Origin of the sequence: Actinomadura sp. NPDC023710, from assembly GCF_040639875.1 — a bacterium.
GTDB lineage: Bacteria > Actinomycetota > Actinomycetes > Streptosporangiales > Streptosporangiaceae > Spirillospora > Spirillospora citrea.
In genome coordinates, this window is the sequence record NZ_JBFAGB010000014.1 from 109,673 (window position 1) to 133,836 (window position 24,164).

Below are 24,164 nucleotides of genomic sequence, written 5' to 3' on the forward strand. Positions count from 1 at the left end.
ACCCTGTTGGGCGGGCATCGGCGACATCTGCCAAACCCCGCGCCCAGGATTGGGAGGACCGGCCGGTGCGCCGGCGGGCCGGTCGGGGACGACCCTCCGGACGCTCCGGTGCGGCGTCCCGGGACGACCGGGACGGCGGCGCTACCCTCAGATACCCCGCATGCGCAGGACGTGAAGGGCGAGGGTGAGGTTGAGTCGCAGATGGGCGTCCTCGGTGAACGCTCCGAGCATCCTTTCCAGCTTCCCTATGCGGTACCGCAGCGTGTTGTAGTGGAAGTGCAGCCGGCGCGCCGTCTCGGCGACGTTGAGGTTCGTCTCCAGCAGCACCTGGAGGGTGCGGCGCAGGTCCACCAGCTCCGGCTCGTCGTCGGTGGCGAGGTCGCCCAGCGTCTCGCGGACGAACGCGTGCAGCTCCTCGGGGTCGGAGACGAGGCTCAGCAGCCGGTACACGCCGAGCTGGTCGAAGTGCGCCCGCGCGCCCGCGCCGTTGAGCTGGCGCCCGACCCGCACGGCCTTCACCGCCTGCTCGTAGGCCTCGGGAAGCGCGGCCGGCGACGCCACCGTCCGGCTGATGCCGGTGGAGAACGTCCGCCGCACCGGCAGGTGCTCGGCGAAGATCGACGAAGCCTCCTTGACCATCGCCTGGACCGGGCCCGCCGTCCACTCGGCGGGGTCGTCGCCCTCGGCGCCGACGATCGCCACGACCTCGTGGGCGAAGCTCGCGACGGCCGCGCCCCGGTCGTGCCGCCGGACGGCCGTCGTCCACGCGGCGGCGAGCCGCTCCTGCGCGGCCCGTTCCTCGGTGCCGCGGACGCCGCGAGGGCCGCCGTCGGGCTCGGCCGCCCTGCCGCGGCCCTTCCCCTCGGCCTCCTGGGCGACGGCTCCGCGCGGGCGCCCGTCCAGTTCGGCGACGACCACCATCATCGGGCGGTCCAGGTCCCAGCCGAACCCGCCGCAGTGCGCGACGATCCGGTCGTCGCCGCCCGCGCGCCCCGCGAGGATGTCGCGCAGGAAGTCGGCGCGGTACTTGCTCTCCACGGCCGCGACGGCCTGCTGCTTGGTCACCACGAGCGCGGCGACGGTCGCGGCGCGCTCCAGGATGCCGAGGTCGGTGCCGCGCAGGGTGCCGCCGGGGCTGAACGCGACGATCCGGCCGTGGTCGAAGCCGCCCGCCATCACGGGCACGACCAGGTGGTCGCCGGTGCCGTGCGCGCCGATGATGCCGCAGCCGCCGCGGCCGCACGCCGCGTGCCGGCCCGCGTCGAAGGCCCGCATCGCCTGGACGTGCTCGTCGGGACCGGCGCCCGCGAGCGCCCGCTGCTCGCCGTCCAGCACCACGACCGCCACGTCCAGCAGCGTCGCGACCTCGTCCACGACCTCCTGGAGGCCGCCGCCGCACAGCACGATCTGCACGAGCGCCCGGTGCACCTCCTCGGTGCGGGCGAGGACGGCCGCCTGCCGGTTCAGGATGTCGGTCAGCACCTGGTTCAGGATGTCGTCGAAGCCGACGTCGTTCGGGAGCAGGATCAGGGGGAAGCCGCGCCGGTCCGCCTGCGCGATCATCTCGGCGGGCAGCGAGTCCAGGTAGCGGCCGAGCTTGATGGCCAGCGCGGCCAGGCCGCGCTCGTCCAGGTCGGACACCAGGTTGTCGAGCGACTGGGGGGTGTTGCGGAGGGGGTAGCCGGTGGTCAGCAGCAGTTCGTTCGGTTTGACCCACGACAGGATGTCGGGGACCTCCATCACGTTCAGCCGCTGGACGACGCGTTCGAGTCCGGCTCGTCCGGCGATGAGGCGGGCGCCGTTCAGGGTGCTGACGCCGAGGACCTCGCCGACCGAAAGGCCGTAGGTCAGTGTTCCGGTACTCGCGAGCCTGAGGGCCGGTGGGCCCGGGTCCGCAGTGGTGTAACTCATGCCAGGGGTCACCTCGCCTTTTGGTGCGTACATCGCCCGTAACGGCGTGATCGCTACCGATTCCTGATCAACACTGACAACAAAGACGAACGATGACAACCATCCTTGGCAGAATTATCCATACGTCCGATGCCGGGCCCGTTCTACCGTCATGCCGGAGGCCGGGCCGCCCGCACGCCGTGCGGCCGCCGACACCGGCCTCGGGAGGATCCGTGACCGCACTCGTCCGCGACCCGATCCGGCTCCCGGCCCGTCCCACGGGACGGCCCCCCGCCGCCGGCGCCGCGAGCCTCACGCTGCGGCCGCTGCTCGACCCGCCGCGCCGCCCGGCCCGCGTCATCGCGGTGTTCCCGGCCGCGCTGTACCTGGAGATGCGGGGACGCCCCGAGCCGCGCGTGCTCGCCGTCGTCACCTCCGACGCGGGACGCCTGCCGAACGCGATGGTGGTCGTCGCCACCCGCCGCGAGCACCCGTTCCGGTCCGTCCGCGAGGGCGCGGACGCGTTCGTCGGCGACGGCCGGATCGAGGCGGAGGGCCTCACCGTGCGCGTGCGCCGCTGGTGGGACCCCTCGCCCGCGCTCGGCGGGCTGCGGCCGGACGCGCTCGCCCGGGGCGTGCGCGCCCTGGAGGCCGAACTGACGGCGGCGGGCGCGCTCACCGCCGCCGGGCCGTCGGGCGGCGGCCTCGCCGGGCATCCCGACCCGGACGCGCTCGCCGCCGCCTGCGCCGCCGGCGACCTCGCGGGCGCGGTGGAGGCGGCCGAGCGGATCGTGGGCCTCGGCCCCGGGCTGACGCCGACCGGCGACGACATCCTGTGCGGCCTGCTGGTCGCGCTGCGGCTGGTCGGCGGCGCCGTCCGGCACGGCGGGGCGGTACGGCTGGCCGACTGGCTCGGCGCGGCCGTCACCGCCGACGCGGGCACCCGCACGACCGCGCTGTCCGCGACGCTGCTGCACTGCGCGGCGGCGGGCCAGGCGGGCGCCGAGGTGGCCGCCGTCCTGCGCGGCGTCGCGGGCCACGAGCCGCCGCAGGCCGCCGTCCGGCGTCTGCTGGCGGTGGGCCACACGTCGGGCACGGACCTGGCGCACGGCGTCCTCGCCGGGTGCCGCGCCGCCCTCGGAGTGCGCGTATGAGGGACTGGGTCGAGGTGCGGCGGGGAGGCTACCACGATTCGGTCACGCTGATGCGGGTGAGCCGGCAGCTGTCGGAGCGGCCGGACGTCGCCGGCGCCATGGTCGCGATGGGCACCGGGCTGAACCGCGAGATGTTCGGCCGCATGGGCTTCGCCGTGCCGGACGAGGCCGGGCCCGACGACCTCGTCGTGGCGATCCGGGTCGAAGGCGAAGGACCGGACGAAGCCGGGTTGGAAGAGGCCAGGAAGGCGGTGGACGGGCTGCTGCGCGAGGCGTCCCGCCCGCCCGCGCAGGCGGGGGTGCTGGGGGCGCCGGCACCGGCCAGGACGACCGGGTCCGCGGCGGCCCGCGGCGACGCGACCGTGGCGCTGCTGTCGGTGCCGGGGCCGCACGTCTTCCCCGAGGCGATGGACGCCCTGGACGCCGGCCTCAACGTGATGATCTTCAGCGACAACGTGCCGGTCGCGCAGGAGATCACGCTGAAGGAGGCGGCGGCGCGGCGCGGGCTGATCGTGATGGGACCGGACTGCGGGACGGCCGTGATCGGCGGCGCGGGCCTGGGGTTCGCCAACGCGGTGCGGCCCGGCCCGGTGGGCGTCGTCGCGGCGTCCGGGACGGGCGCGCAGCAGCTGATGTGCCTGCTGGACGCGGCGGGCGCCGGTGTCAGCCACGTGCTCGGCGTCGGCGGCCGGGACCTGTCGCCCGAGGTGAGCGGGCGGTCGGCGCTGGCGGCGCTGGCCGCGCTGGACGCCGACCCGGCCACCGAACTGATCGTGCTGGTGTCCAAGCCGCCCGCGCCCCAGGTGCTGGACCTGATCCGGGAGGCGGCGCGGCGCCTGGACACCCCCGTGGTGTTCGCGCTGCCGCTGCCCGGCGAGGACGACCTGACGCGGGCGGCGGAGAAGGCGCTGAGGGCGCTCGGCCGGCCCGTCCCGGCATGGCCGCGCTGGACCTCGTCCCGCGGTGACGCGTCCGCGTCCGGGCGGGCGCTGCGCGGCCTGTTCGCGGGCGGGACGCTGCGCGACGAGGCCGAGATGATCGCGCGGGACGCGCTCGGCTGGGAGCTGGAGGCGCGCGGGCACCGGTTCACCGACTTCGGCGACGACGCCTACACGCGCGGCCGCGCGCACCCGATGATCGACCCGACGCTGCGCCTGGAGGCCCTGCGCGCCGAGGCCGCCGACGACGGCTGCGGCGTCCTGCTCCTGGACGTGGTGCTCGGGTACGGCGCCGAGCCCGATCCGGCCGCCGCGCTCGCCCCGGCGATCGCCGCCGCGCTGCGGGACCGTCCCGGCCTCGCGGTCGTGGTGTCGCTGTGCGGGACGCCGGCCGACCCGCAGGACCGCGACCGGCAGGCCGTCGCGCTGTGCGAGGCGGGCGCCGACGTGTTCGCCTCCAACGCGCAGGCGACCCGGCACGCCCTCACTCTGGTGGACGGGTCGATCGTCGAAGGGACGCCCCGATGAGCGACCACCGGGACACGCACCGTGGGCACCGGCTGGGCGGGCTGCTCTCCCGTGAGCCGAGCGTCGTCGCGACCGGGGTGGAGGTGCTCGCGAGCGCGCTCGCCTACCAGGCCGTCCCGGTGGAGGCCGTCGACTGGCGGCCGCCGCCCGCCGGGACGGAGTCCGCGCTGGCGGCGGTCCTCGGCGACCCCGGCCACGCCGAGGCCAACGCGCGCGCCGTCCGGAGGATGGTGACGGCGCGCCCGCACCTGGTGGACGTGCGCCCCGCGCGCGATGTGCTCGGCCTGGAGCCGGGGACGTTCCTGCACGCGGGCCCGCCGCTGGAGTGGGACCGCGCGTCCGGCCCGATGCGCGGCGCCCTCGTCGGCGCGATGCTCCTCGAAGGGCTCGCCGAGACGCCGCGCGGCGCCGAGCGCCGGCTGGAGCGCGGCTCCGCGGTGTTCGAGCCGTGCCACCACCACGCCGCGGTCGGCCCGATGGCGGGCGTCGTCAGCCCGTCCATGTGGATGCTCGTGGTCGAGGACGCCGAGCACGGCGGGACCTCCTACTGCTCGCTCAACGAGGGCCTCGGGAAGGTGCTGCGGTACGGGGCCTACGGGCCGGAGGTGATCGAGCGGCTGGCGTGGATGGGCGAGGTGCTCGGCCCGGCGCTGCGGGAGGCCGTGCGGCGGCACGGGCCGATCGACCTGATGGCGCTCATCGCGCAGGCCCTGCAGATGGGCGACGAGCTGCACAACCGCAACCGGGCGGCGACGTCGCTGCTGCTGCGCGAGCTCGCGCCCGCGCTCGCGGCGGCCGAGGAGGTGCCCCGCGCGAGGGCCGCCGAGGCGCTGCGGTTCGCCGCGGGGAACGACCATTTCTTCCTGAACGCGGGGATGGCGGCGGCGAAGGCGTGCGCGGACGCCGCCCGCGGCGTGCCGGGTTCCAGCCTCGTCGTGGCGATGGCCCGCAACGGCACCGACTTCGGCATCCAGGTCTCGGGGACGGGCGACCGCTGGTTCACCGGCCCCGCCGGCGTCCCGGACGGCCTCTACCTCGGCGGCTACGGCCCGGACGACGCCAACCCCGACATCGGCGACTCGGCGATCACCGAGACGGCCGGGATGGGCGGGTTCGCCCTCGCCGCCGCGCCCGCGATCGTCCGGTTCGTGGGCGGCGAGGTCCCGGACGCGGTCGCCGCGACCCAGCGCATGTACGAGATCACCCTCGCCGAGCACCCGGTGCTGCAGATCCCGCTGCTGTCGTTCCGCGGCACCCCGGTGGGCGTGGACGTCGCCCGCGTCGTCCGCACCGGGATCCTGCCCGTCATCGACACCGGCATCGCCGGGCGGGAGGCCGGCACGGGCCAGGTCGGCGCGGGCCTGGTCGAGCCGCCGGCGAACGTGTTCACCGACGCCCTGCACGCCCTCGCGGAGACCGCGTAGCGGTCGCGGCGGGGCGCGGCCGTCGCGGGTGAGGTGTAGCGGTCGCGGCGGGGGTAACGTCGCCCGCATGAGCGAGTCGATCACCAGGGAGCAGTCCGCCCTGACGGGCGAGCAGTACGCCCTGAGCGCGGGGCACTACCAGGCCGTCGTCACCGAGTCGGGCGCCAGCCTGCGCGAGCTGAGCCACCGGGGGCGCCCGCTGGTGCTGACGCACGGCGCGGACGAGCCGGCCCCCGCCGCGTTGGGGCACCTGCTGGTCCCGTGGCCGAACCGCATCGACCGCGGCCGCTACGAGTACGGCGGCGAGGCGCACCGGCTCGACGTGTCCGAGCCCGACCGGGACTGCGCGATCCACGGGCTCGTCCGCTGGGCGTCGTGGACGGCCGCCGAGCACGGGCCCGACCGCGTGCGGCTCACGCACCGGCTGCTCGGCACGGCCGGGTACCCGTTCCGCCTCGACCTGGAGGCCGAGTACACCCTCGACGCCGACGCGGGACTGCGCGTGCGGATGACCGCGCGCAACGCCGGAACGAGGACGGCCCCCTACGGCCACGGGGCGCACCCGTACCTGACGGTCGGCGAACCCATCGACGGCTGCACGGTCACGCTGGGCGCCGACCGTTACCTTCCCGTGGACGACCGGATGATCCCGTCCGGGCCGTCCCTGGACGTCACCGGCACCCCGTACGACCTGCGCACCGGGCCCGTGTTCGGCGACCGGAGGATCGACAACGCGTTCACCGGGCTCAACCGCGACGGCCGCGGCCGCACCTGGGTGACCCTGACCGGCGGCCGCACGGTCCGGCTCTGGGCCGACGAGGCGCACCCGTGGATGGAGATCTACACCGCCGACAACGCCGCGCGACCGCGCACGGGGCTCGGCGTCGAGCCCATGACGTGCCCGCCCAACGCCTTCGCTTCCGGGGAGGGCGTCGTGGACCTCGAACCGGGCGCGGTGTTCAGCGGAACCTGGGGGATCCAGGCGTCCTGATCACCCGGGACGGTTCCCTAGCCGGTGGCGATTGGGGGATCATTGCAGGGTGAACCTCAGCGTCTCCTCGTACGACGATCTGTCCGCGCGCATCGCCACCGTCCGCGACGTCCACGGCGAGCGCTTCCCCGGCGGCGCGGAAGGCCGCCAGCCGGTCCACACGGTCTACGTCCCGGCGGACCGGTTCTCCCGCTCGACGCCCGCCGACTTCGGCGCCGAGGCGCTGCGGCTGCTGAACACGCACACGCCCGGCGCCGGGTCGTTCGGCGCGGCGTTCGGGCTCGATCCCGAACTCGCCGGGCCGGTGCGGGAGCGCGTCGCGGCGAAGCTGGCCGCCGAGCCGGTGGAGGACATCCGGATCGACTTCGAGGACGGCTACGGCGTCCGCGACGACGCGGAGGAGGACGCCCACGTCGAGCAGGTCGTCGAGGCGGTCGCCGCCGCGTACCAGGTGAAGGGCCTGCCGCACTACTGGGGGCTGCGGGTCAAGTCGTTCACCGACGGCGGCCACGAGCGCGCGATGCGGACGCTGGACGGCTTCCTCACCGCGCTGCGCGACCGGCTCGGCCGGCTGCCCGGCGGGTTCACCATCACCTTCCCCAAGGCGACCTCGATCGATCACGTCAAGCTGTTCGTGGAGTTCCTGGACCGGCTGGAGACCTCCCTCGGGCTGCCGCAGGGCATCCTGCGGTTCGAGGTCCAGATCGAGACGCCGCAGGCGCTGATGGACGCCGAGGAGGACCGGATCGGGCTCCAGTCCTTCGTCACCGAGGCGCGGGGCCGCATCACCGCCGCCCACTTCGGCGTGTTCGACTACACCGCCGCGCTCGGCCTGCCGCCGCACGAGCAGCGGCTCGACCACCCCGCCTGCGACTTCGCCCGGCACATCATGCAGGTGTCGCTGGCGGGCACCGGGGTGCGGCTGTCGGGCGGCTCCACCAACATCATCCCCCGCAACGACGGGCCCGACGAGGTCAACGCCGCGTGGGCCGCGCACGCCGCGCACGTCCGGCACTCGCTGGCGCACGGCTTCTACCAGGGCTGGGACCTGCATCCCGCGCACCTGCCGAGCCGGTACGCGGCGGTGTACGCCTTCCACCTGAGCGGCGTCGACGACGTGATCGGACGGGTCCGCGCCTGGCACGAGCAGGCGGGGAACGCGAGCGGCGTCCTGGACGAGCCCGCCACGATCACGGCGCTCACCGCCCGGCTGCGCCGCGCGGTCGACTGCGGGGCACTGGACGAGAGCGCCCTGCCCGCGGGCGGCTGAGCGCGGCCAGGTCTTCGGGGGTGTCGATGTCGTCGGGTGCGGCGACGTCGTCGCACGGGACCGGCATCACCAGGTCCGGGTGGGCGCGCAGGTAGCCGCGCGCGCCCTGGTCGCCGACCGCCGCCTCGGCGACGCCCGCGAGATGACCGGCGCCCAGCAGCACGGGGTTGCGCGGCGCTCCCCCGTAGGTGGCGACGGCGATGCCCGCGCCCTCCTCGAACGCCGCGATCAGCCGTTCCACGGCGGCGGGCGTCACCAGGGGCTGGTCGACCAGCGCGACGACCACGGCGGGGCAGCCGGGCGGCAGCGCGGCGAGCCCGGAGCGCAGGGACGAGCCCATGCCGTCGCGCCAGTCCGGGTTGGGGACGACGACGGCGCCGATGACCTCGATCTGCGCGGCGCCCGCCACCACCAGGACCGGGGAGCATCCCCCGTCCCGCAGCGTGCGGACGCCCCGGTCGACGAGCCGCTCGCCGTCCAGCTCCAGTGTCGCCTTGGGGCGGCCGAGGCGGCGGCCCTCCCCCGCCGCCAGCAGCAGGCCGGCCGGCGCTTCCTCACTGCGCAACGTCATCCCGCGAGGGTAGTGCGGTCAGACCGACTCGGCGTGGATCCGGCCGCTGGTGTCGGAGAGCGGGCGGCCGGAACCGCCCCAGCGCAGCTGGACCAGCTCCGCCGCGATCGACACGGCCGTCTCCTCCGGGGTGCGGGCCCCGAGGTCCAGGCCGATCGGCGAGCGCAGCCGGGCCAGTTCGGCGTCGGACAGGCCCGCCTCGCGGAGCCGCGCCGTCCGGTCGTCGTGGGTACGGCGCGAGCCCATCGCGCCGACGTAGCCGGCTTCGGTGCGCAGCGCCACCTCCAGCAGCGGCACGTCGAACTTGGGGTCGTGGGTGAGGACGCAGATCGCCGTCCGCCCGTCGATGGCGTCGCGCGCCTCCTCCAGGAACTTGTGCGGCCACTTCACCACGACCTCGTCGGCCTCGGGGAACCGCTTGGGCGTCGCGAACACCGGCCGCGCGTCGCACACCGTCACGTGGTAGCCGAGGAACTTCCCGACCCGGGCGACGGCCGCCGCGAAGTCGATCGCGCCGAACACCAGAAGCCGCGGCGGCGGCGCGAAGGAGTGCACGAAGACGGTGAGGTCGTCCAGCCGCCGCTCCCCCTCGGGCCCGTAGTGCCGCTGGCCGGTGAGGCCCTGGGCGAGCATGCCGCGCGCGTCGTCGTCCACCGCCGCGTCGAGCCGCGCCGCGTGCGGGGCGCCGGGCGCGAGGGACCCGGACGCGCGGTCGGTCCAGACCACGCGGCGGGCGCCGATCCGACCGGGCCCGGCCACGACGGTGGCGACCGCGACCGGCTCGCGCGCCCCGATGGCGGCGGCGACGTCCGCGAACTCGGGGAAGGTGTCCGGGCCGACGGGCTCCACCAGCACGTCCAGGATCCCGCCGCAGGTCAGTCCGACGGCGAACGCGTCGTCGTCGCTCACCCCGTACCGCTGGACGACGGGTTCGCCGGTCTCCAGCACCGTCTGCCCCAGCTCGTACACGGCGCCCTCGACGCAGCCGCCGGACACGCTGCCCGCGACCTCCCCGTCCGGCGAGACGGCCATCGCGGCCCCCGGCGGGCGCGGGGCGCTGCGGAAGGTGTTCACGACGGTCGCGAGCGCGAACGTCCGCCCGGACCCGTACCAACCGGCGATGTCGCCGAGCACGTCACGCATGAGCCCTCCCCTTTCCGGTGCCCGCGACGAGGCGGGCCAGCTCCTCCAGTGCCGCCAGGCTGTGCCCGGAGGTGAAGTCGTCCACGTGCGGGAGCGCCGCGGCCATACCCGCGGTGAGCGGCTCGTACCCGGGCCGCGCCTTGTGCGGGTTCGCCCACACCACCCGGTGCGCGAGGCGGTGCAGCCGCGCCATCTGCGCGCCGAGCAGGCCGGCGTCGCCGCGCTCCCACCCGTCCGAGGCGATCACCACGACCGCGCCCCGCGCCAGCCCCCGCTGCCCGAACCGGTCGAGGAACTCCTTCAGCTCCTCGCCGAGCCGCGTGCCGCCGCTCCAGTCCGGGATGGCCGCGGACGCCGCCGCCATCGCCGCGTCCGGGTCGCGGTGCCGCAGCTCCCGGGTGAGGCGGGTGAGACGCGTCCCGGCGCTGAACACCTCGACGTTCCTCCCGCCCGAGCGCGCGGCGGCGTGCGCGAACCGCAGCAGCGCGTCGGCGTAGGGGCTCATCGACCCGCTGACGTCCACGACCAGCACGACCCGGCGCGGCCGGGTGCGGTGGCTCCGGTGCCGGAGCAGGGACGTCTCGCCGCCGCGCCGCAGCGTCTCCCGGACGGTGCGCGCCGGGTCGAGCCGCCCGGTCGGCGTCGGCGCGAACCGCCGCGACCTGCGCCGCTCGGCCCCCGCGTCCAGCAGGGCGATGAGCCGCGCGACCTCCGCGCGCTCGGCGGCGCCGAGCCGTGCGACGTCGCGGTCGCGGAGCACCTCGACGTCGCTGGCCGTGGCCGCCTCCAGCTCCTCCGGCTCCTGCCCGCCGCCGCGCCCGCCCGGCTCCGCCATCGGCACCCGGCGCACCACGACGGGCGGCGTCCTGCGCCCGGGGCGGGCGGTCGCGCCGGAGAAGTACGCGGCGAAGCAGCGGTCGTAGCGGGCGAGGTCGTCGGGGTCGGCGCACAGGGTGAGCCGGCCCGCCCAGTACACGTCGCGGGCGTCGAGCACGTCGAGGTGGCCGAGCGCGGCGAGCATCGCCTGGACGCGCTCGGGATCGGCCGCCCCGCCCGCCGCCCGCACCGTCCGGGCGAAGCCGACCATCGTCTCGGTGACGTCCCGGTCCACGGCTAACCCCCGTTGAGCAGGGCCTCTAGCCCGGCCGCGCCACCGCCGCCGAGCACGCGCTGCTGGTCCTCGCGGTACTTCAGGACGGCGCCGAGCGTCACCGCCGCCGCCCCCGGGTCGAGGTCGCGGACGCCGAGGGCCACGAGCGCCTCCGTCCAGTCCAGGGACTCGGCGACGCCCGGCGGCTTCAGGAGGTCGGTCTCGCGCATCCGCTGCGCGGCCCGCGCCACCTGCCCGGCCAGCCGCTCCGCCGCGTCCGGCAGCCGGCGCCTGATGATCGCGACCTCGCGGTCGAAGGACGGATGTTCCAGCCAGTGGTACAGGCAGCGGCGCTTCAGCGCGTCGTGGACCTCGCGGGTGCGGTTGGACGTCACCACGACCACCGGCGGCCGCTCGGCCCGGATCGTGCCGAGCTCGGGGACGGTGATCGTGAAGTCGCTGAGGACTTCGAGCAGGAAGGCCTCGAACTCGTCGTCGGCACGGTCCAGCTCGTCGACGAGCAGCACGCTGGGGGACGTCTCCAGCGCCTGGAGCAGCGGCCGCGCCAGCAGGAAGCGCCGGTCGTAGAGCTCGCCCTCCAGCCGCGACACGTCGCTGACGCCCGCGGCCTCCGCGGCGCGCAGGTGCAGGAGCTGGCGGGGGAAGTCCCAGTCGTAGAGGGCCTGCGACGCGTCGAGCCCCTCGTAGCACTGCAACCGGATCAGCGGCGCGCCGAGGCCCCGCGCGAGCGTCTTGGCCAGCTCGGTCTTGCCGACGCCGGCCTCCCCCTCCAGGAACAGGGGCCGCCCCATCCGCAGGGCGAGGAAGCAGGCCGTGCCGAGCCCCTCGTCGCACAGGTAGCCATGCCTGTCGAGCAGGCCCGCGAGCTCCGCGGGCGATCCGACCTGATCCACGGTCATCGGCGCCGCCTCCCCCACGGATCACAGGCTACTCAGCCCGAGACCCGAGTCACACATCTGGTCCCGGCACGGATCCGGTTCGGCCGGCCGTCTGTCTTGTCCTGTTCCACGAACCTCACCCCTCTGCAAAAACCTGTTAAAGCAGTAGGGAAAGTTGACTTTTGGACGCGGGCTGAGCAGCATCGGAACCATGCGAAGCGGTGATCCCGGTGACCTGCCCCATGGGGACGACCTGACCGACGAGGCGACCTACGAGCACGTCCGGTTCCCGACCCGGAGGGGACTGCTGCGGCTGTCGGCGGGAGCCGGGCTGACCGCCGGCCTCTCCGCGGCCCTCGGCCCGAGGCCCGCGGGCGCCGCGACGGGGATCGTGAAGCCGCTGCCCCCGGAGCTGTTCATCCCGCAGGGCACGAACGCCGAGATGCGGTGGGAGGCCATGCGCGGGCAGGGGTACCTCACGCCCGCCGACCGGTTCTTCGTCCGCAACCACGTCGCCACGCCGCTCATCGACGCGCGCACCTGGCGGCTGAGGCTGTGGGGAACGGGCCTGCGCGGCGCGCCCGCCGAGGACCGTCCCGTCGAGTTCACCTACGAGGACCTCCTCCGGCTCCCGGCGGAGGAGCTCACCGCGTTCATCGAGTGCACGGGCAACGCGCGCGGGTTCTACACCTCCCAGCAGGGCCAGGAGGTGTCGGGGACGCCCTGGCGGCTGGGCGCGGCCGGCGTGGCCCGCTGGCGCGGCGTCCGCCTGGCGACCGTCCTGCGTCGCGCAGGTGTGACCCCTGAGGCGGTGGACATCATGCCGCGCGGGCTGGACGCTGAGTTCGTGGACAAGGGCGAGAACCTCGGCCGCGTGCGGCGTCCCCTGCCGATCGCGAAGGCCATGAAGGACGCGCTTCTCGCCTACGAGATGAACGGCGCTCCCCTGCCTCCCGACCACGGCCATCCGGTGCGCCTGGTCGTGCCCTCGTGGGCGGGCATCGCGTCCATCAAATGGCTGGGGGACATCCAGGTGGCCGACGAGCCGCTGTTCTCACCGTGGAACACCCGCTACTACCGGCTCTTCGGGCCCGGCTACCCCGAGGAGGGGTCGCCGCCCCTGACCCGCATGAACGTCAAGTCCGCGTTCGAGCTGCCCTGGGATGCCTCCCTGCCCGCGCGCCCGCACGTCCTGCACGGCCGGTCCTGGTCGGGCAACGGCCGGATCCGGCACACCGAGGTCAGCGTGGACGGCGGACGGACGTGGCGCCGCGCCCGCCTGCGGGACCGGCACCCCAGTCCTCGCGGATGGGTCCGCTGGGAGCTGCCGTGGCGTCCCGAACGACCGGGCCGGCACGAGCTCCTGGCGCGCGCGACCGACGAGACCGGCACCACCCAGCCTGCGACCGCCCCCTACAACACGCTCGGCTATCTCTTCGGCGCCGTCGTCCGGCACCCGGTCACCATCACCTGAAAGGGCACCCATGCCACTGTGGAAGCCAGACCCGACGTTCTACGCGTCCCCGCGCGACGCCGCCTCCGCGCCTCCGGAGAAGCTCGCCTACGTCGCGGCGTTCGACCGGGCCGCGGAGAAGCCGGACGCGATCGCGGTGCTCGACGTGGACCCCGGCTCCGCCTCCTACGGCTCCGTGGTGGGGTGGACCGAGCTGCCCTATCTCGGGGACGAGCTGCACCACTTCGGATGGAACGCGTGCAGCAGCGCCCTGTGCCCCGGCTCCCCGCACCCGCACGTCGAGCGCCGCTACCTGATCGTCCCCGGGCTGCGGTCGTCGCGGATCTACGTCATCGACACCAAGGACGACCCGACCGCCCCGAAGATCGTCAAGACGCTGGAGCCGGACGAGCTGGCCAAGCGCGCCGGGTACTCGCGCCCGCACACCGTCCACTGCGGGCCGGAGGGCCTCTACCTGACGGCCCTCGGCGGGGCGAACGGCGAGGACGGCCCGGGCGGGATCGCACTGATCGACCACGCCTCGTTCGAGGTGCTCGGACGCTGGGAGGTCGACCGGGGCCCGCAGTACTTCGCCTACGACGCCTGGTGGCACATCGCGCACGACGTGCTCGTCGCGTCCGAGTGGGGCACACCGTCCATGATCGAGGACGGCGTCGTCGGCGAACTGCTGCTGGGCCGCAAGTACGGTCACTCGCTGAACTTCTTCGACCTGCGCAAGCGCAAGCACGTCCAGACCGTCGACCTCGGGGACGAGCACCAGATGGTCCTGGAGCTGCGTCCCGCGCACGACCCGACGAAGCTGTACGGTTTCGCGGGCGTGGTCGTCAGCGTCGAGGACCTGTCGGCGTCGGTGTGGGTCTGGCACCGCGACGGCGACCGGTGGGCCGCGACGAAGGTGATCACGATCCCCGCCGAGCCGGCCGACCCGGACGCCCTGCCGCCCGTCATCCGGCCGTTCGGGGCCGTGCCCCCGCTCGTGACGGACATCGACCTGTCCGTGGACGACCAGTGGCTGTACGTCTCGTGCTGGGGCACCGGCGAGCTGAAGCGCTACGACGTCAGCGACCCGTTCCACCCGGTCGAGGCGGGCTCGGTGCGCATCGGCGGCATCGTCGGCCGGACCCCCCACCCCGCCGACCCCGGGCGCCCTCTCGCGGGCGGGCCGCAGATGGTGGAGGTCAGCCGCGACGGCGAACGCGTCTACGTCACCAACTCGCTCTACGGCTCGTGGGACGACCAGTTCTACCCCGACGGCGTCGGCGCGTGGATGGCCAAGCTGGACTCCACCCCGGACGGTTTCTCGTTCGACGAGCGGTTCTTCCCCAACGGCGACGACTTCCGCGGCCGCCGCCCGCACCAGACGCGCCTCCAGGGCGGCGACGCCTCCTCGGACTCCTACTGTTACCCGTGAACGACGGGTCGCTCGCCGCACTCGTCGCGCTCGGCGCCTTCCACGGCCTCAACCCGGCCATGGGATGGCTGTTCGCCGTGGCCCGCGGACTCCAGGAGCGCAGCCGTGCCCTCGTGCTGCAGTCGCTCCCGGCCATCGCCGCGGGCCACGCCGCCTCCGTCGGCGCCGTCGCCGTCCTGGTCGCCCTCACCCGCTCCGTCGTCGCGACCCGCGCGGTCGCGATCGGCGGCGGGGCCGTGCTCGTCGGCTTCGGCCTGTGGCGGCTGCTGTCGCGGCGGCACTTCCGGTGGGTCGGCATGCGGATCTCGCTGTGGCAGCTCGCCGGCTGGTCGTTCCTGATGTCGTCGGTGCACGGCGCGGGCCTGATGCTGCTGCCCGTGCTCACCGCGTCCGGAACGGCCCCGGCGGGCCACGACCACGGCCTGGCGTCGTCCTCCGGCAGCGCCCTGTCGACCGGGGTGTTCGTCACCGCCGTGCACACCCTGTCGATGTTCGCCGTGGCCGGCGTGATCGCCGTGCTCGTCTACGAGGTCGTCGGCCTGGCCGTCCTGCGCCGCGCCTGGTTCAACCTCGACCGCCTCTGGGCCGTCGCCCTCATAGGCGCCGGCACCATGACCGCCTTCACCGCCTGGTGACCCCAGGGAGCCGGTACGGGAGGGCCGGGCGACGGGGTCAGGTGGGGTCGGGGGCTTCGCCTCGGGTGTGGAGGAGGGCGCGGAGTTCGGCGAGCTGGTGGGCGGCGCGGGCCTTCTCGGCGCCGTTGATGCCCATGGCGGGGAGGGTGGTGCCGTCGGCCAGGTCGAGGGTGGGCCACGGGTCGCCTGTGGTCATGGAGACGTCGACCACCTCGGGCCATGCCAGGCGGCGGGTGCGGAAGGCGTTGACGACCGTGAGGCCGGACTCGTCTGCGCCGACGCGGCAGCGGGCCAGCATGTGCAGGACCCAGGCCACCACCGCGCCGAAGGCGACCATCAGGATCCGGTCGAACGTCTTGAACTGCGGCGCCACCACCACGGCGAGCACGATCATGCCGAGCACGATCACGCCCGCCGTGGTGTAGGCGACGAGCCGGGTGGTGCGGGGGCGCCACACCGCCGGCAGGGCCGGGACGTCAGTCAACGATCTTCGCGATGGGGATCTCGAGGATGTCGTGGGCGCCCGCCGCCTTCAGCGCCGGGATCAGCGTGTTGACGCCGCGCTTGGCCACCACCGACTCCACGGCGTTGGACTCGCCGCCGGCGAGCGAGGTGACCGTGGGCGAGGACATCGCGGGCATGATGTCCAGGACCTTCTGCAGGTCGCCGTGCGCCACGTTCAGCTTGAGCAGCACCTTGCCGCGGGCGCGGATCACGCCCTGCAGCAGCAGGGAGATGTCCTCCATCGCGGCGCGCTTCTCGGCGTCCTCGTAGGCCTCGCGGTTCGCGACCAGCTCGGTGTAGCTGGTCAGGAGCGTGTCGAGGATGCGCAGGCCGTTCTTGCGCAGCGACGAGCCGGTCTCGGTGAGGTCGACGATCGCGTCCACGATGTCGGGCACCTTCGCCTCGGTCGCGCCGTAGGACGGGACGACCGTGGCCTTGACGCCGTGCCTGTCGAGGTACCGCTTGGTCATCGCCGGGAACTCGGTGGAGATCCGCACGCCCTCCGGCAGGTCCGCCACCGACTGCCAGGGCGCGCCGTCCGGCACCGCCATGATCACGCGGACGGGGTTGGAGGTCGCCTTGGAGTACTTCAGCTCGCCGAGGCTGACGACGTCGGCGTCGGTCTCGGTGATCCAGTCGCGGCCGGTGATGCCGAGGTCGAACAGGCCCTGTTCGAGGTAGGTCGGGATCTCCTGCGGCCGCAGGACCCGGACGCGGTCGATGCGGGGATCGTCGATGGAGGCGCGGTAGTCGCGGTCCGAGGCGCGCTGGACGGTGAGGTCGGCGGCGTCGAACAGCTGCATGGTCGCCTTCTCCAGCGACCCCTTGGGCAGAACGAGTGACAGCACGGATCGGCCTTTCGATGAGGATGGGTACGGGATACCGGGACGTTCGGGAGCTCAGGCGCTCCTCGCCTAGAAGCCCAGATGCTCCAGGCCGTGCCCGGCGTGACCGTGATGCCGCAGACCTCGCAGGGTCAGTGCCGTGTCGAGTGCGGCCACAGTCGCCTCCCATCCCTTGTCCTCGGAGCTGCCCGGCAGCCCGCTGCGTTCCAGTGCCTGCTCAATGGTGTCACAGGTGAGCACCCCGTTGCCCACCGGAGTCGACTCGTCCAGCGCGACGCGGGTCACACCGGCGGTCACCGAGTCGCACACGTAGTCGAAATGGGCGGTTGCGCCCCGGACGACCGCGCCGAGGCAGACGACGGCGTCGAACTCGCGGGCCATCTGCTGGGCGATCACGGGCAGTTCGAGCGCGCCGGCGACGCGGGCCACGACCGGCTCGTCCACGCCGCACGCCTTCGCCGCGGCGAGCGCCCGCTCCAGCAGCCGGTCGGTGACCTGCTCGTGCCAGCGGGTGCACACGATGCCGAGCGTGAGCCCGGCAGCGTCGACCGTGATGTCCTCAGGGCGTCCCGCGCCGCTCATGAGAGTCCCTCGCTCTGGTGGTCCAGTTCGATCTGGTGTCCCAGACGGTCGCGCTTGACCGTCAGGTAGCGCCGGTTGTGCTCGGTGACGATGACGGGCATGGCCTCGCGCCCCCGCACCTCCACCCCGAAACCGCCCAGCCCCCTGAGCTTGTCCGGGTTGTTGGTGAGCACCCGGACCGAGCGTACGCCCAGCTCGCGCAGCATGTGGCCGGCGTTGGAGTACTCGCGCGCGTCGGCGGGCAGCCCCAGCTCCAGGTTGGCGTCGACGGTGTCGGAGCCGTTGTCCTGGAGGGCGTACGCCCGGAGCTTGGCGAGCAGGCCGATCCCGCGTCCCTCGTGCCCGCGCAGGTAGAGCACGATGCCGCGTCCCTCTTCGGCGATCCGCTCCATGGCGGCGTCGAGCTGGGTTCCGCAGTCGCAGCGCTCGGAGTGCAGGACATCGCCGGTGAGGCACTCGGAGTGAGCCCTGACCAGGACGTCCTCGCCGTCGCCGATGTCGCCCAGCACGAGCGCGATGTGCTCGCCGCCGTCGATGGCGCTGGAGAACCCGACCGCGCGCCACATCCCGAACCGGTTGGGCAGGCCGGTCTCGACGACGCGGGTCACCATCGCCTCGGTGCGCCTGCGGTGCTCGGCGAGCTGCTCGATGGAGATGAGCTTGAGGCCGTGCTCCTTCGCGAAGACCTGGAGCTCGGGCAGGCGCGCCATGGTGCCGTCCTCGTTCACCACCTCGGCGAGGACGCCGGCCGGGGAGAGCCCGGCGAGCCTGGCGAGGTCGACGGCGGCCTCGGTGTGGCCGCGCCGGCGCAGGACGCCGCCCTCGCGGTAGCGCAGCGGGAAGATGTGGCCGGGACGGACCAGGTCGCCGGGCTCGGACGCCGAGTCGCACAGCGTGCGGATCGTGCGCGCCCGGTCGGCGGCGGAGATGCCGGTGCTGACGCCGAGCCGGGCGTCCACGCTGACCGTGTACGCGGTGCGCATGCGCTCGGTGTTCTGCGCGGTCATCAGCGGGATCTGCAGCCGGTCGAGGTCGGCGCCCTCCATGGGGACGCAGATGACGCCGCTGGTGTAGCGGATCGTGAACGTCAGCAGCTCGGGCGTCGCCTTGGACGCCGCGAAGATGATGTCGCCCTCGTTCTCGCGGTCCTCGTCGTCGACGACCACGACGGGCAGGCCCGCGGCGATGTCGGCGACCGCCGACTCGATGGAGTCGAAGATCCCCGTGTCGTCGGGCCCCGTGTTGTCGAGCCTCGTGTTGTCGATCCCCGTGTCGTTGCCGCTCATGCGGTCACCGCCCTTTGCGTGGAGTTGCGCGCGCTCCGGGACTCCCGGAGCCAGTTCCTGAACCCGACCATCACCATCACGAAGAAGATCCCGTAGACCGCGCCGGAGACGTACAGCCCGGACTTGAGCGCCAGCGGCACCCCGACCAGGTCGACCAGCACCCAGACGATCCAGAAGTCGACGAGCGCGCGGCTCTGCGCGAACGTCGCGACCGCGCTGCCGACGAAGATGTAGGCGTTCGCCCACGGCGACCAGGCGACCTTCAGCCAGTCGAGGTGCACGAACAGCTCGGCGACCACGGCCGTGCCGACCACGAGGGCGCCGAGCAGCACGGCGCGCTCCCTGGCCGTCGCCTGCCGGACGGCCAGCCCGTCGGCCTCGCGCCGTCCGCGGGTCCACATGAACCACCCGTAGAGGGCGAGCCCGCAGAACAGGATCTGCTTGAGCGCGTTTCCTGGGACGTGCGCGTGCAGCGAGGCCGCGAGCAGCAGGAGGGCGCCGACCAGCTGCACCGGCCAGGTCCAGAGGGTCTTGCGCATGGCGAGCCAGACCACGGCGAGCGACAGGACGTTGCCGGCGAGATCGGTCCACAGGATGTGCTCGCCGAAGACCTCGAAACCGGCGCCGAGCCAGTTCATGACCGGTCTCCGAGCATGCGCTCGACGTACTTGGCGACGACGTCGACTTCGAGGTTCACCGGGTCGCCGGGCCCCTTGCGGCCGAGGGTGGTCAGCGCGAGCGTCGTCGGGATGAGGGCGACGCTGAACCGGTCGGCGCCCGCCTCGACGACCGTGAGGCTGATCCCGTCGACGGTGATCGAGCCCTTGTCGACCAGGTAGCGGCTCAGCTCGGAAGGCAGGGAGACCGTCACCACGTCCCACCGCTCCCCCGGCTCGCGGGAGATGATCGCGCCGACGCCGTCGACGTGGCCCTGGACGAGATGGCCGCCCAGCCGGTCCGACAGCCGCACGGGACGTTCCAGGTTGACCTTGGAGCCCGGCTCCAGCACGCCCAGGCTGGACTTGTCGAGCGTCTCCTTGATGACGTCGGCGGTGAAGACCTCGCCTTTGACGTCCACCACGGTGAGACAGACGCCGTTGACGGCGATCGACGCGCCGTGCACGGCGTCCTGGACGACCAGCGGCCCGCGGACCGCGAGCGCGACCGAGTCCCCCTGGGGGTCGATCGCCACGATCTCGCCGAGCTCCTCGACGATGCCGGTGAACATCTCCCGGGCCTCCTAGATCAGTGGCTCCGGGGGACGTACGTGCGTCCGAATACACCCCTGGTCAGGGGTGTACCGCGCGCTGCCTCCCATCCGGACTTTCACCGTCGGTCCCGGAGTTCCACCGGGTCAACCGGCCGATGGCTTCGGCCGGGTCGCGGACTGTCACCGCCGGTTCGGAATTTCACCGACCCCGGAGCACGCGTTTCATGCTTTGCCAACCAGTGTGCCACGCATTCCCTTCCGCGCCCCTGTGACCATCGCCACGGCGCCGCCGCGCGGGGCCCGGCGCGTGCCATCGCCCCGCGGGCGCCGACGTCAGCTCTTGCCGTGGAGGGAGTGCGCGGTGCAAGTTGTTAACAAACCCCTGTTCTTCATTTTCGGGAAGGCCCATGGCGAGGTTGAACCTGTCGCCCAAGATCCTTGACGTTCTCGACTTCGGCACGCCGTCCGCCGAGCGCGACATCTCGCGGGGGCTGGAGAAGTACTTCGTGGAGTCCTCGGCCTACCACCGCGTCCGGTCCGGGGCGAAGACGATCCTGATGGGCAACCGCGGGGCCGGGAAGAGCGCGATCTTCAAGGTGCTGGCCAAGCGGGAACGCTCCGAGGGCAGCCACGTGATCGAACTGTCGCCCGAGGACTACTCCTACGAGCTGCTCAGCTCCACGATGGCGGCGGAGAGCGCGGGCTCGTGGGCCAAACAGGGCGCCTACGCCGCCGCGTGGAAGTACCTGATCTACGTGCTCGTCATGAAGGCGCTGGCGCGCAAGGGGATGCGGCTCACCAGGAACGGCGGCCGGCAGATCCACAACTACATCCGGGACATCCACGGCGCCCAGCAGCTCGGTCCCCTGTCGCTGCTGGTCTCCTACCTCAAACGGCTGGAGGCCGTGAAGATCGGGCCGATCGAGGCCGGCCTGCGGACCCGCGAGCTGGACCGCCTCTACCAGCTGGAGGAGATCCAGAACCTGCTGCCGGCGCTGCGCAAGGTGCTGGACAACCAGCGGGTGGTGGTGCTCGTGGACGAGCTGGACCGCGGCTGGGACTCCTCCGAGGACGCCAAGGCGTTCGTGTCCGGGCTGTTCCAGGCGTGCGTGTCCATCAACGCGCTGCACCCGAACCTGCGCGTCTACATCTCGCTGCGGCAGGAGCTGTACGACGACATCCCCGCCCTGTACGACGACGCGCAGAAGCACCGGGACCTGCTGGAGAAGATCTCCTGGTCGGAGGACTCGCTGCTCGAACTGATCGCCAGGCGGATCCGGCACTCGGCCCACGAGAACGGCTTCGCCGTGGACGCCCTCGAACGCGCCGGGGACCGGGCCTGCTGGTCGGCGGTCTTCGCGCCGCCGCCGCCCGGCAAGGGGCGGGACGGGTCGTTCGGCTACATGGTCGACCGGACGCTGTACCGGCCGAGGGAGCTCATCCAGTTCTGCTCGGAGGCGCTGGAGCAGGCCAGGGCCCGGCGCTCCAGGCTCCCGGTGCCGTACTCGTCGATCGAGCGGTCGGAGTACGGCTACTCCGCCGAGCGCACGAAGGACATCGCCGCCGAGTACCGCTCCCAGTACCCGGGCCTGCTGAGCGTGTTCGAGGTGTTCCGCAGCCGTCCCCCGGCGTTCGGCCGCGACGAGCTCGAACTGCTGTGCCTGGAGCTGGCCTGCGGCGACGTCCCCACGCACGGGACCGGGTCGTGGCTTCCCTCGTGCGACCCGAACGAGCTGATCGAGATCCTGTGGCGGGCGGGCCTGCTGACGGCGCGGGCCTCCGCGGACGGGCCGTTCCTCGGCAGCCACCAGGTGCAGCACCTCAACCTCGCGGCCGTGCGCCGGTTCCGCGTCCACGCGATGTTCCACGCCTCGCTCGGCATCGACGGCGCGCAGGCCGGGAGCGCCAGGGGCTGAGGCCCCGGGTGTTCAGGCGATGGTGAGGCGCAGGCCGGTCGGGGTGGCCCGCACGCGGCTCAGGTCCTGGACGACGTGGTGGGCCGCGGCCAACGACTCCTCCGGATGGCTGGTGACCAGTGCGAGGACGGTGGCCCCGGCCGCGCGCCCCGCGGCGATCCCGGCGGGGGCGTCCTCGACGACCACGCAGGCGGACGGGTCCACGCCCAGGCGGCGGGCCGCCTGGAGGTAGCCGGACGGGTCGGGCTTGCCGTCCGCCACGTCCTCGGCGGTCACCACGACGGGCGGGGAGGGGACACCGGCCACTCCGGTGCGCACCTTGAGCTGCGCCCGGTCCATGGACGTCACGAAGGCGTGGGGCAGGCCGCCCAGGTCCGTCAGCAGTTCCAGGGCACCCGGCAGGGCGATGATGCCGTCGGTGCTGGTCGCCTCCAGGGCGTCCAGGCGAGCGGTGGCCTCACGGACCCGTTCGGGTGGAAGGAACTCGGCCACACGGTCGCTCGTGCGGCGGCCGTGGGCGCCCGACATGAACGCGTCCGGGTCGATGCCGTACTCGGCGGCCCATTCACGGCCCGCGCGCTCGACGAGGGGCGTCGAGTCGACGAGGGTCCCGTCCACGTCGAACAGGACGGCGGCGCAGGGCAGGGTCATCGTGGAGGGACGACCCCCCACACCCCCCGCCCGCTCCGCGGGGCCGTTCACTGTGGGGGGACGACCCCCCACACCCCCCGCCCGCTCCGCGGGGTCGTTCACCAGTCCGCCTTCGCCGTCGCCTCTTCGGCCTGGGCGCGGAGCCTGCGGACGGCCTCGGCCGGGTCGTCGGCCCCGTAGACGGCGCTGCCCGCGACGAACACGTCCGCGCCCGCCTCCGCGCAGCGCTCGATCGTCTCGGCGCTGACGCCGCCGTCCACCTGGAGCCAGACGGGCAGGTCGCGGCCCTTGATGAGCTCCCGCGCGCGACGGACCTTCGGCAGGACGACGTCCAGGAACTTCTGGCCGCCGAAGCCGGGCTCGACCGTCATCAGCAGGAGCATGTCGATCTCGCCGAGGATGTCTTCGAAGCCGTCCACCGGGGTGGCCGGGTTGACGCCCAGCCCCGCGCGCGCGCCGGCGGCGCGGATGGCCCGCAGGGTGCGGACGGGCGCCTTCGCCGCCTCGGCGTGGATGGTCACGCTCCCGGCCCCCGCCTCGGCGTACTGCGGCGCCCAGCGGTCGGGGTCCTCGATCATCAGGTGGCAGTCGAGGGGCAGCGCGCTGTTCCTGAGCAGCGCCTCCACGATGGGCAGTCCCAGGGTGAGGTTCGGGACGAAGTGGTTGTCCATCACGTCGACGTGGACCCAGTCGGCGGAGTCGGCGACGCGCGCGACGTCCTCGGCCAGGCGGGCGAAGTCGGCGGACAGGATGCTGGGTGCGATCTGAGGAGCCATGATGCCCCGATTCTATTGGCGCAGCCCCGCCCGATCGTCACCCGCCCGGGTGAGGCCCGGGGTGGGACGGGCCGCCAGGCGCAGGCGGACGAAGACCTCCGGCGCGCCCGCCGTCACCCACAGCACGAGCAGCGCCTGGACGGCGAACGCCTGGACCAGGCCGGCCCCTTCGAAGAAGGCGATGACCGCCGCCCCCGCGAGGCCGACCGGGAGGCGCGCCAGGCGCTGCCAGGCCCTGCCGCCCGGCTCGAACCAGCCGCGCCACGCGACGAGGGACAGGCCCATCAGGAGGCCGCAGAGAGCGCCGGACGCCTGGGCCGAATCGGTCAGCGTGACGGGCTCGGCGACGCCTCCGGCCGCCCGGACGGCCTCGGCCCACGCCTGGGGCCACCGCCAGTCCCGGAGCGGCCGTGCGGCGCCCCACGACGCCGCGAGCATCAGCAAGGAGACCGTCAGGGAGAGCGCCAGTTGCAGGGCCAGATGCTGCCGCCGCCACCATGGGACGGCGATGGGCTCAAGCCCGAGGGCGGCGACCAGGACGGCCAGGCCGACGCCCCAGCCCGCCAGTACCTGCCCTGTCGAGTGGACGCCCAGGTAGACGCGGGACACCCCGATCAGGAGGATCACGGCCACCGCGCCCGCCCACAGGTACCACCGCCTGGTCTGGGCCGCGAAGAAGCCCCAGCCCGCGATGCTGTTCTGTGCGTGGCCGGACGGCATCCCGAAGGACGTCAGCGACTGCCTGCCCTTGACGGACGGGTCCGTCCAGTAGGGGCGGGGCGCGTGGAAGACCAGCTTGAGGAGCGCGTTGAGGACCGCGCCGAACATCAGGACGACGGCGGCCCTCGCGGCTTGCCGCGGCGCCACGCACCAGAACAGCGCCAGGAGCAGCGGGACGTAGAAGGCCGCGCTGCCCAGATACGACATGAAAATCATGAAGCCGGTCAGCAGAGGGCCTCCCCCAGAGGTCGGTGCA

At 73.6% G+C, this 24,164-nt stretch carries 23 protein-coding genes and 1 riboswitch; of the genes, 9 read left to right on the forward strand and 14 right to left on the reverse strand.

Annotated elements, in window-relative coordinates; translation table 11 throughout:
- Window positions 1–147: 147 nt before the first annotated feature.
- Complete coding sequence (locus AB0H37_RS18215; protein WP_329093178.1) at window positions 148–1,911, reverse strand: PucR family transcriptional regulator ligand-binding domain-containing protein; 1,764 nt, start codon at window positions 1,909–1,911, stop codon at window positions 148–150.
- Between the two features lie 212 nt (window positions 1,912–2,123).
- Here AB0H37_RS18215 and AB0H37_RS18220 point away from each other — a divergent pair, with 212 nt between their 5' ends.
- From AB0H37_RS18220 to AB0H37_RS18240, 5 genes are all read left to right on the forward strand, one after another.
- Window positions 2,124–3,044, forward strand: a complete 921-nt coding sequence (locus tag AB0H37_RS18220) for a DUF2877 domain-containing protein (protein WP_329093180.1) — start codon at window positions 2,124–2,126, stop codon at window positions 3,042–3,044.
- On the forward strand, window positions 3,041–4,510 hold the full coding sequence (locus tag AB0H37_RS18225; RefSeq protein ID WP_360613874.1) for an FdrA family protein: 1,470 nt from the start codon (window positions 3,041–3,043) through the stop codon (window positions 4,508–4,510). The genes AB0H37_RS18220 and AB0H37_RS18225 overlap by 4 nt, the downstream gene beginning before the upstream one ends.
- Window positions 4,507–5,934: a DUF1116 domain-containing protein gene (locus AB0H37_RS18230; RefSeq protein ID WP_360613877.1), complete on the forward strand. Its 1,428-nt coding sequence runs from the start codon at window positions 4,507–4,509 to the stop codon at window positions 5,932–5,934. Before AB0H37_RS18225 ends, AB0H37_RS18230 begins: the two co-directional genes overlap by 4 nt.
- A gap of 67 nt (window positions 5,935–6,001) precedes the next feature.
- The gene (locus AB0H37_RS18235) at window positions 6,002–6,925 is read left to right on the forward strand and encodes an aldose 1-epimerase family protein (RefSeq protein ID WP_360613879.1); all 924 of its coding nucleotides are present in this window, start codon (window positions 6,002–6,004) and stop codon (window positions 6,923–6,925) included.
- A 49-nt stretch (window positions 6,926–6,974) separates the two neighbouring features.
- Entirely contained in the window at window positions 6,975–8,195 is a 1,221-nt protein-coding gene (locus tag AB0H37_RS18240) for an aldolase (RefSeq protein ID WP_360613881.1), read from the forward strand.
- On the opposite strand, the gene AB0H37_RS18245 is transcribed toward AB0H37_RS18240, so the two are convergent.
- The 4 genes from AB0H37_RS18245 to AB0H37_RS18260 are packed head-to-tail and all read right to left on the reverse strand — an operon-like array spanning window position 8,125 to window position 11,919.
- Window positions 8,125–8,766: a nucleotidyltransferase family protein gene (locus AB0H37_RS18245; RefSeq protein ID WP_360613883.1), complete on the reverse strand. Its 642-nt coding sequence runs from the start codon at window positions 8,764–8,766 to the stop codon at window positions 8,125–8,127. The genes AB0H37_RS18240 and AB0H37_RS18245 overlap by 71 nt on opposite strands.
- 18 nt (window positions 8,767–8,784) lie before the next feature.
- Entirely contained in the window at window positions 8,785–9,909 is a 1,125-nt protein-coding gene (locus tag AB0H37_RS18250; protein ID WP_179833823.1) for an XdhC family protein, read from the reverse strand.
- Window positions 9,902–11,020, reverse strand: a complete 1,119-nt coding sequence (locus AB0H37_RS18255) for a VWA domain-containing protein (RefSeq protein WP_329093194.1) — start codon at window positions 11,018–11,020, stop codon at window positions 9,902–9,904. The genes AB0H37_RS18250 and AB0H37_RS18255 overlap by 8 nt, the downstream gene beginning before the upstream one ends.
- 2 nt (window positions 11,021–11,022) lie before the next feature.
- Window positions 11,023–11,919 carry a MoxR family ATPase gene (locus AB0H37_RS18260; protein ID WP_329093196.1) on the reverse strand — a complete coding sequence of 299 codons (897 nt, stop codon included), beginning with the start codon at window positions 11,917–11,919 and terminating at the stop codon, window positions 11,023–11,025.
- 190 nt (window positions 11,920–12,109) lie between these two features.
- Here AB0H37_RS18260 and AB0H37_RS18265 point away from each other — a divergent pair, with 190 nt between their 5' ends.
- From AB0H37_RS18265 to AB0H37_RS18275, 3 genes are read left to right on the forward strand one after another with little or no spacing between them, the layout of a single operon-like run.
- Complete coding sequence (locus tag AB0H37_RS18265) at window positions 12,110–13,372, forward strand: sulfite oxidase (RefSeq protein WP_360613886.1); 1,263 nt, start codon at window positions 12,110–12,112, stop codon at window positions 13,370–13,372.
- A 10-nt stretch (window positions 13,373–13,382) separates the two neighbouring features.
- Entirely contained in the window at window positions 13,383–14,783 is a 1,401-nt protein-coding gene (locus tag AB0H37_RS18270) for a selenium-binding family protein (protein ID WP_179833820.1), read from the forward strand.
- Window positions 14,780–15,418, forward strand: a complete 639-nt coding sequence (locus AB0H37_RS18275) for a hypothetical protein (RefSeq protein WP_360613888.1) — start codon at window positions 14,780–14,782, stop codon at window positions 15,416–15,418. The genes AB0H37_RS18270 and AB0H37_RS18275 overlap by 4 nt, the downstream gene beginning before the upstream one ends.
- Window positions 15,419–15,455: 37 nt before the next feature.
- On the opposite strand, the gene AB0H37_RS18280 is transcribed toward AB0H37_RS18275, so the two are convergent.
- The 6 genes from AB0H37_RS18280 to AB0H37_RS18305 all read right to left on the reverse strand — a co-directional run bounded on the left by AB0H37_RS18280 (window position 15,456) and on the right by AB0H37_RS18305 (window position 19,863).
- Window positions 15,456–15,902 carry a PH domain-containing protein gene (locus tag AB0H37_RS18280; RefSeq protein ID WP_229809904.1) on the reverse strand — a complete coding sequence of 149 codons (447 nt, stop codon included), beginning with the start codon at window positions 15,900–15,902 and terminating at the stop codon, window positions 15,456–15,458.
- Window positions 15,895–16,770, reverse strand: a complete 876-nt coding sequence (hisG, locus tag AB0H37_RS18285) for an ATP phosphoribosyltransferase (protein ID WP_179833818.1) — start codon at window positions 16,768–16,770, stop codon at window positions 15,895–15,897. Before hisG ends, AB0H37_RS18280 begins: the two co-directional genes overlap by 8 nt.
- Before the next feature lie 66 nt (window positions 16,771–16,836).
- The gene (gene ribH, locus AB0H37_RS18290) at window positions 16,837–17,349 is read right to left on the reverse strand and encodes a 6,7-dimethyl-8-ribityllumazine synthase (protein ID WP_179833817.1); all 513 of its coding nucleotides are present in this window, start codon (window positions 17,347–17,349) and stop codon (window positions 16,837–16,839) included.
- The gene (locus AB0H37_RS18295) at window positions 17,346–18,635 is read right to left on the reverse strand and encodes a bifunctional 3,4-dihydroxy-2-butanone-4-phosphate synthase/GTP cyclohydrolase II (protein WP_360613891.1); all 1,290 of its coding nucleotides are present in this window, start codon (window positions 18,633–18,635) and stop codon (window positions 17,346–17,348) included. Before AB0H37_RS18295 ends, ribH begins: the two co-directional genes overlap by 4 nt.
- Entirely contained in the window at window positions 18,632–19,273 is a 642-nt protein-coding gene (gene pnuC / locus AB0H37_RS18300) for a nicotinamide riboside transporter PnuC (RefSeq protein ID WP_179833815.1), read from the reverse strand. Before pnuC ends, AB0H37_RS18295 begins: the two co-directional genes overlap by 4 nt.
- Window positions 19,270–19,863 (reverse strand): riboflavin synthase, encoded by a 594-nt coding sequence (locus AB0H37_RS18305; RefSeq protein WP_329093210.1) that lies wholly within the window; start codon window positions 19,861–19,863, stop codon window positions 19,270–19,272. Before AB0H37_RS18305 ends, pnuC begins: the two co-directional genes overlap by 4 nt.
- Window positions 19,864–19,935: 72 nt before the next feature.
- A riboswitch (FMN riboswitch) is annotated at window positions 19,936–20,066 on the reverse strand.
- 186 nt (window positions 20,067–20,252) lie between these two features.
- Between AB0H37_RS18305 and AB0H37_RS18310 the strand changes: the two genes are divergently transcribed.
- The gene (locus AB0H37_RS18310) at window positions 20,253–21,761 is read left to right on the forward strand and encodes a hypothetical protein (RefSeq protein ID WP_179833813.1); all 1,509 of its coding nucleotides are present in this window, start codon (window positions 20,253–20,255) and stop codon (window positions 21,759–21,761) included.
- Between the two features lie 12 nt (window positions 21,762–21,773).
- Here AB0H37_RS18310 and AB0H37_RS18315 read toward each other — a convergent pair whose 3' ends face one another.
- From AB0H37_RS18315 to AB0H37_RS18325, 3 genes are all read right to left on the reverse strand, one after another.
- The gene (locus AB0H37_RS18315) at window positions 21,774–22,412 is read right to left on the reverse strand and encodes an HAD-IA family hydrolase (protein ID WP_360613894.1); all 639 of its coding nucleotides are present in this window, start codon (window positions 22,410–22,412) and stop codon (window positions 21,774–21,776) included.
- A 98-nt stretch (window positions 22,413–22,510) separates the two neighbouring features.
- On the reverse strand, window positions 22,511–23,188 hold the full coding sequence (gene rpe, locus AB0H37_RS18320; protein ID WP_329093215.1) for a ribulose-phosphate 3-epimerase: 678 nt from the start codon (window positions 23,186–23,188) through the stop codon (window positions 22,511–22,513).
- 12 nt (window positions 23,189–23,200) lie between these two features.
- A complete protein-coding gene (locus tag AB0H37_RS18325) occupies window positions 23,201–24,115 on the reverse strand; it encodes a phosphatase PAP2 family protein (RefSeq protein WP_360613896.1) in 915 nt (304 codons plus the stop codon).
- Window positions 24,116–24,164: the final 49 nt, after the last annotated feature.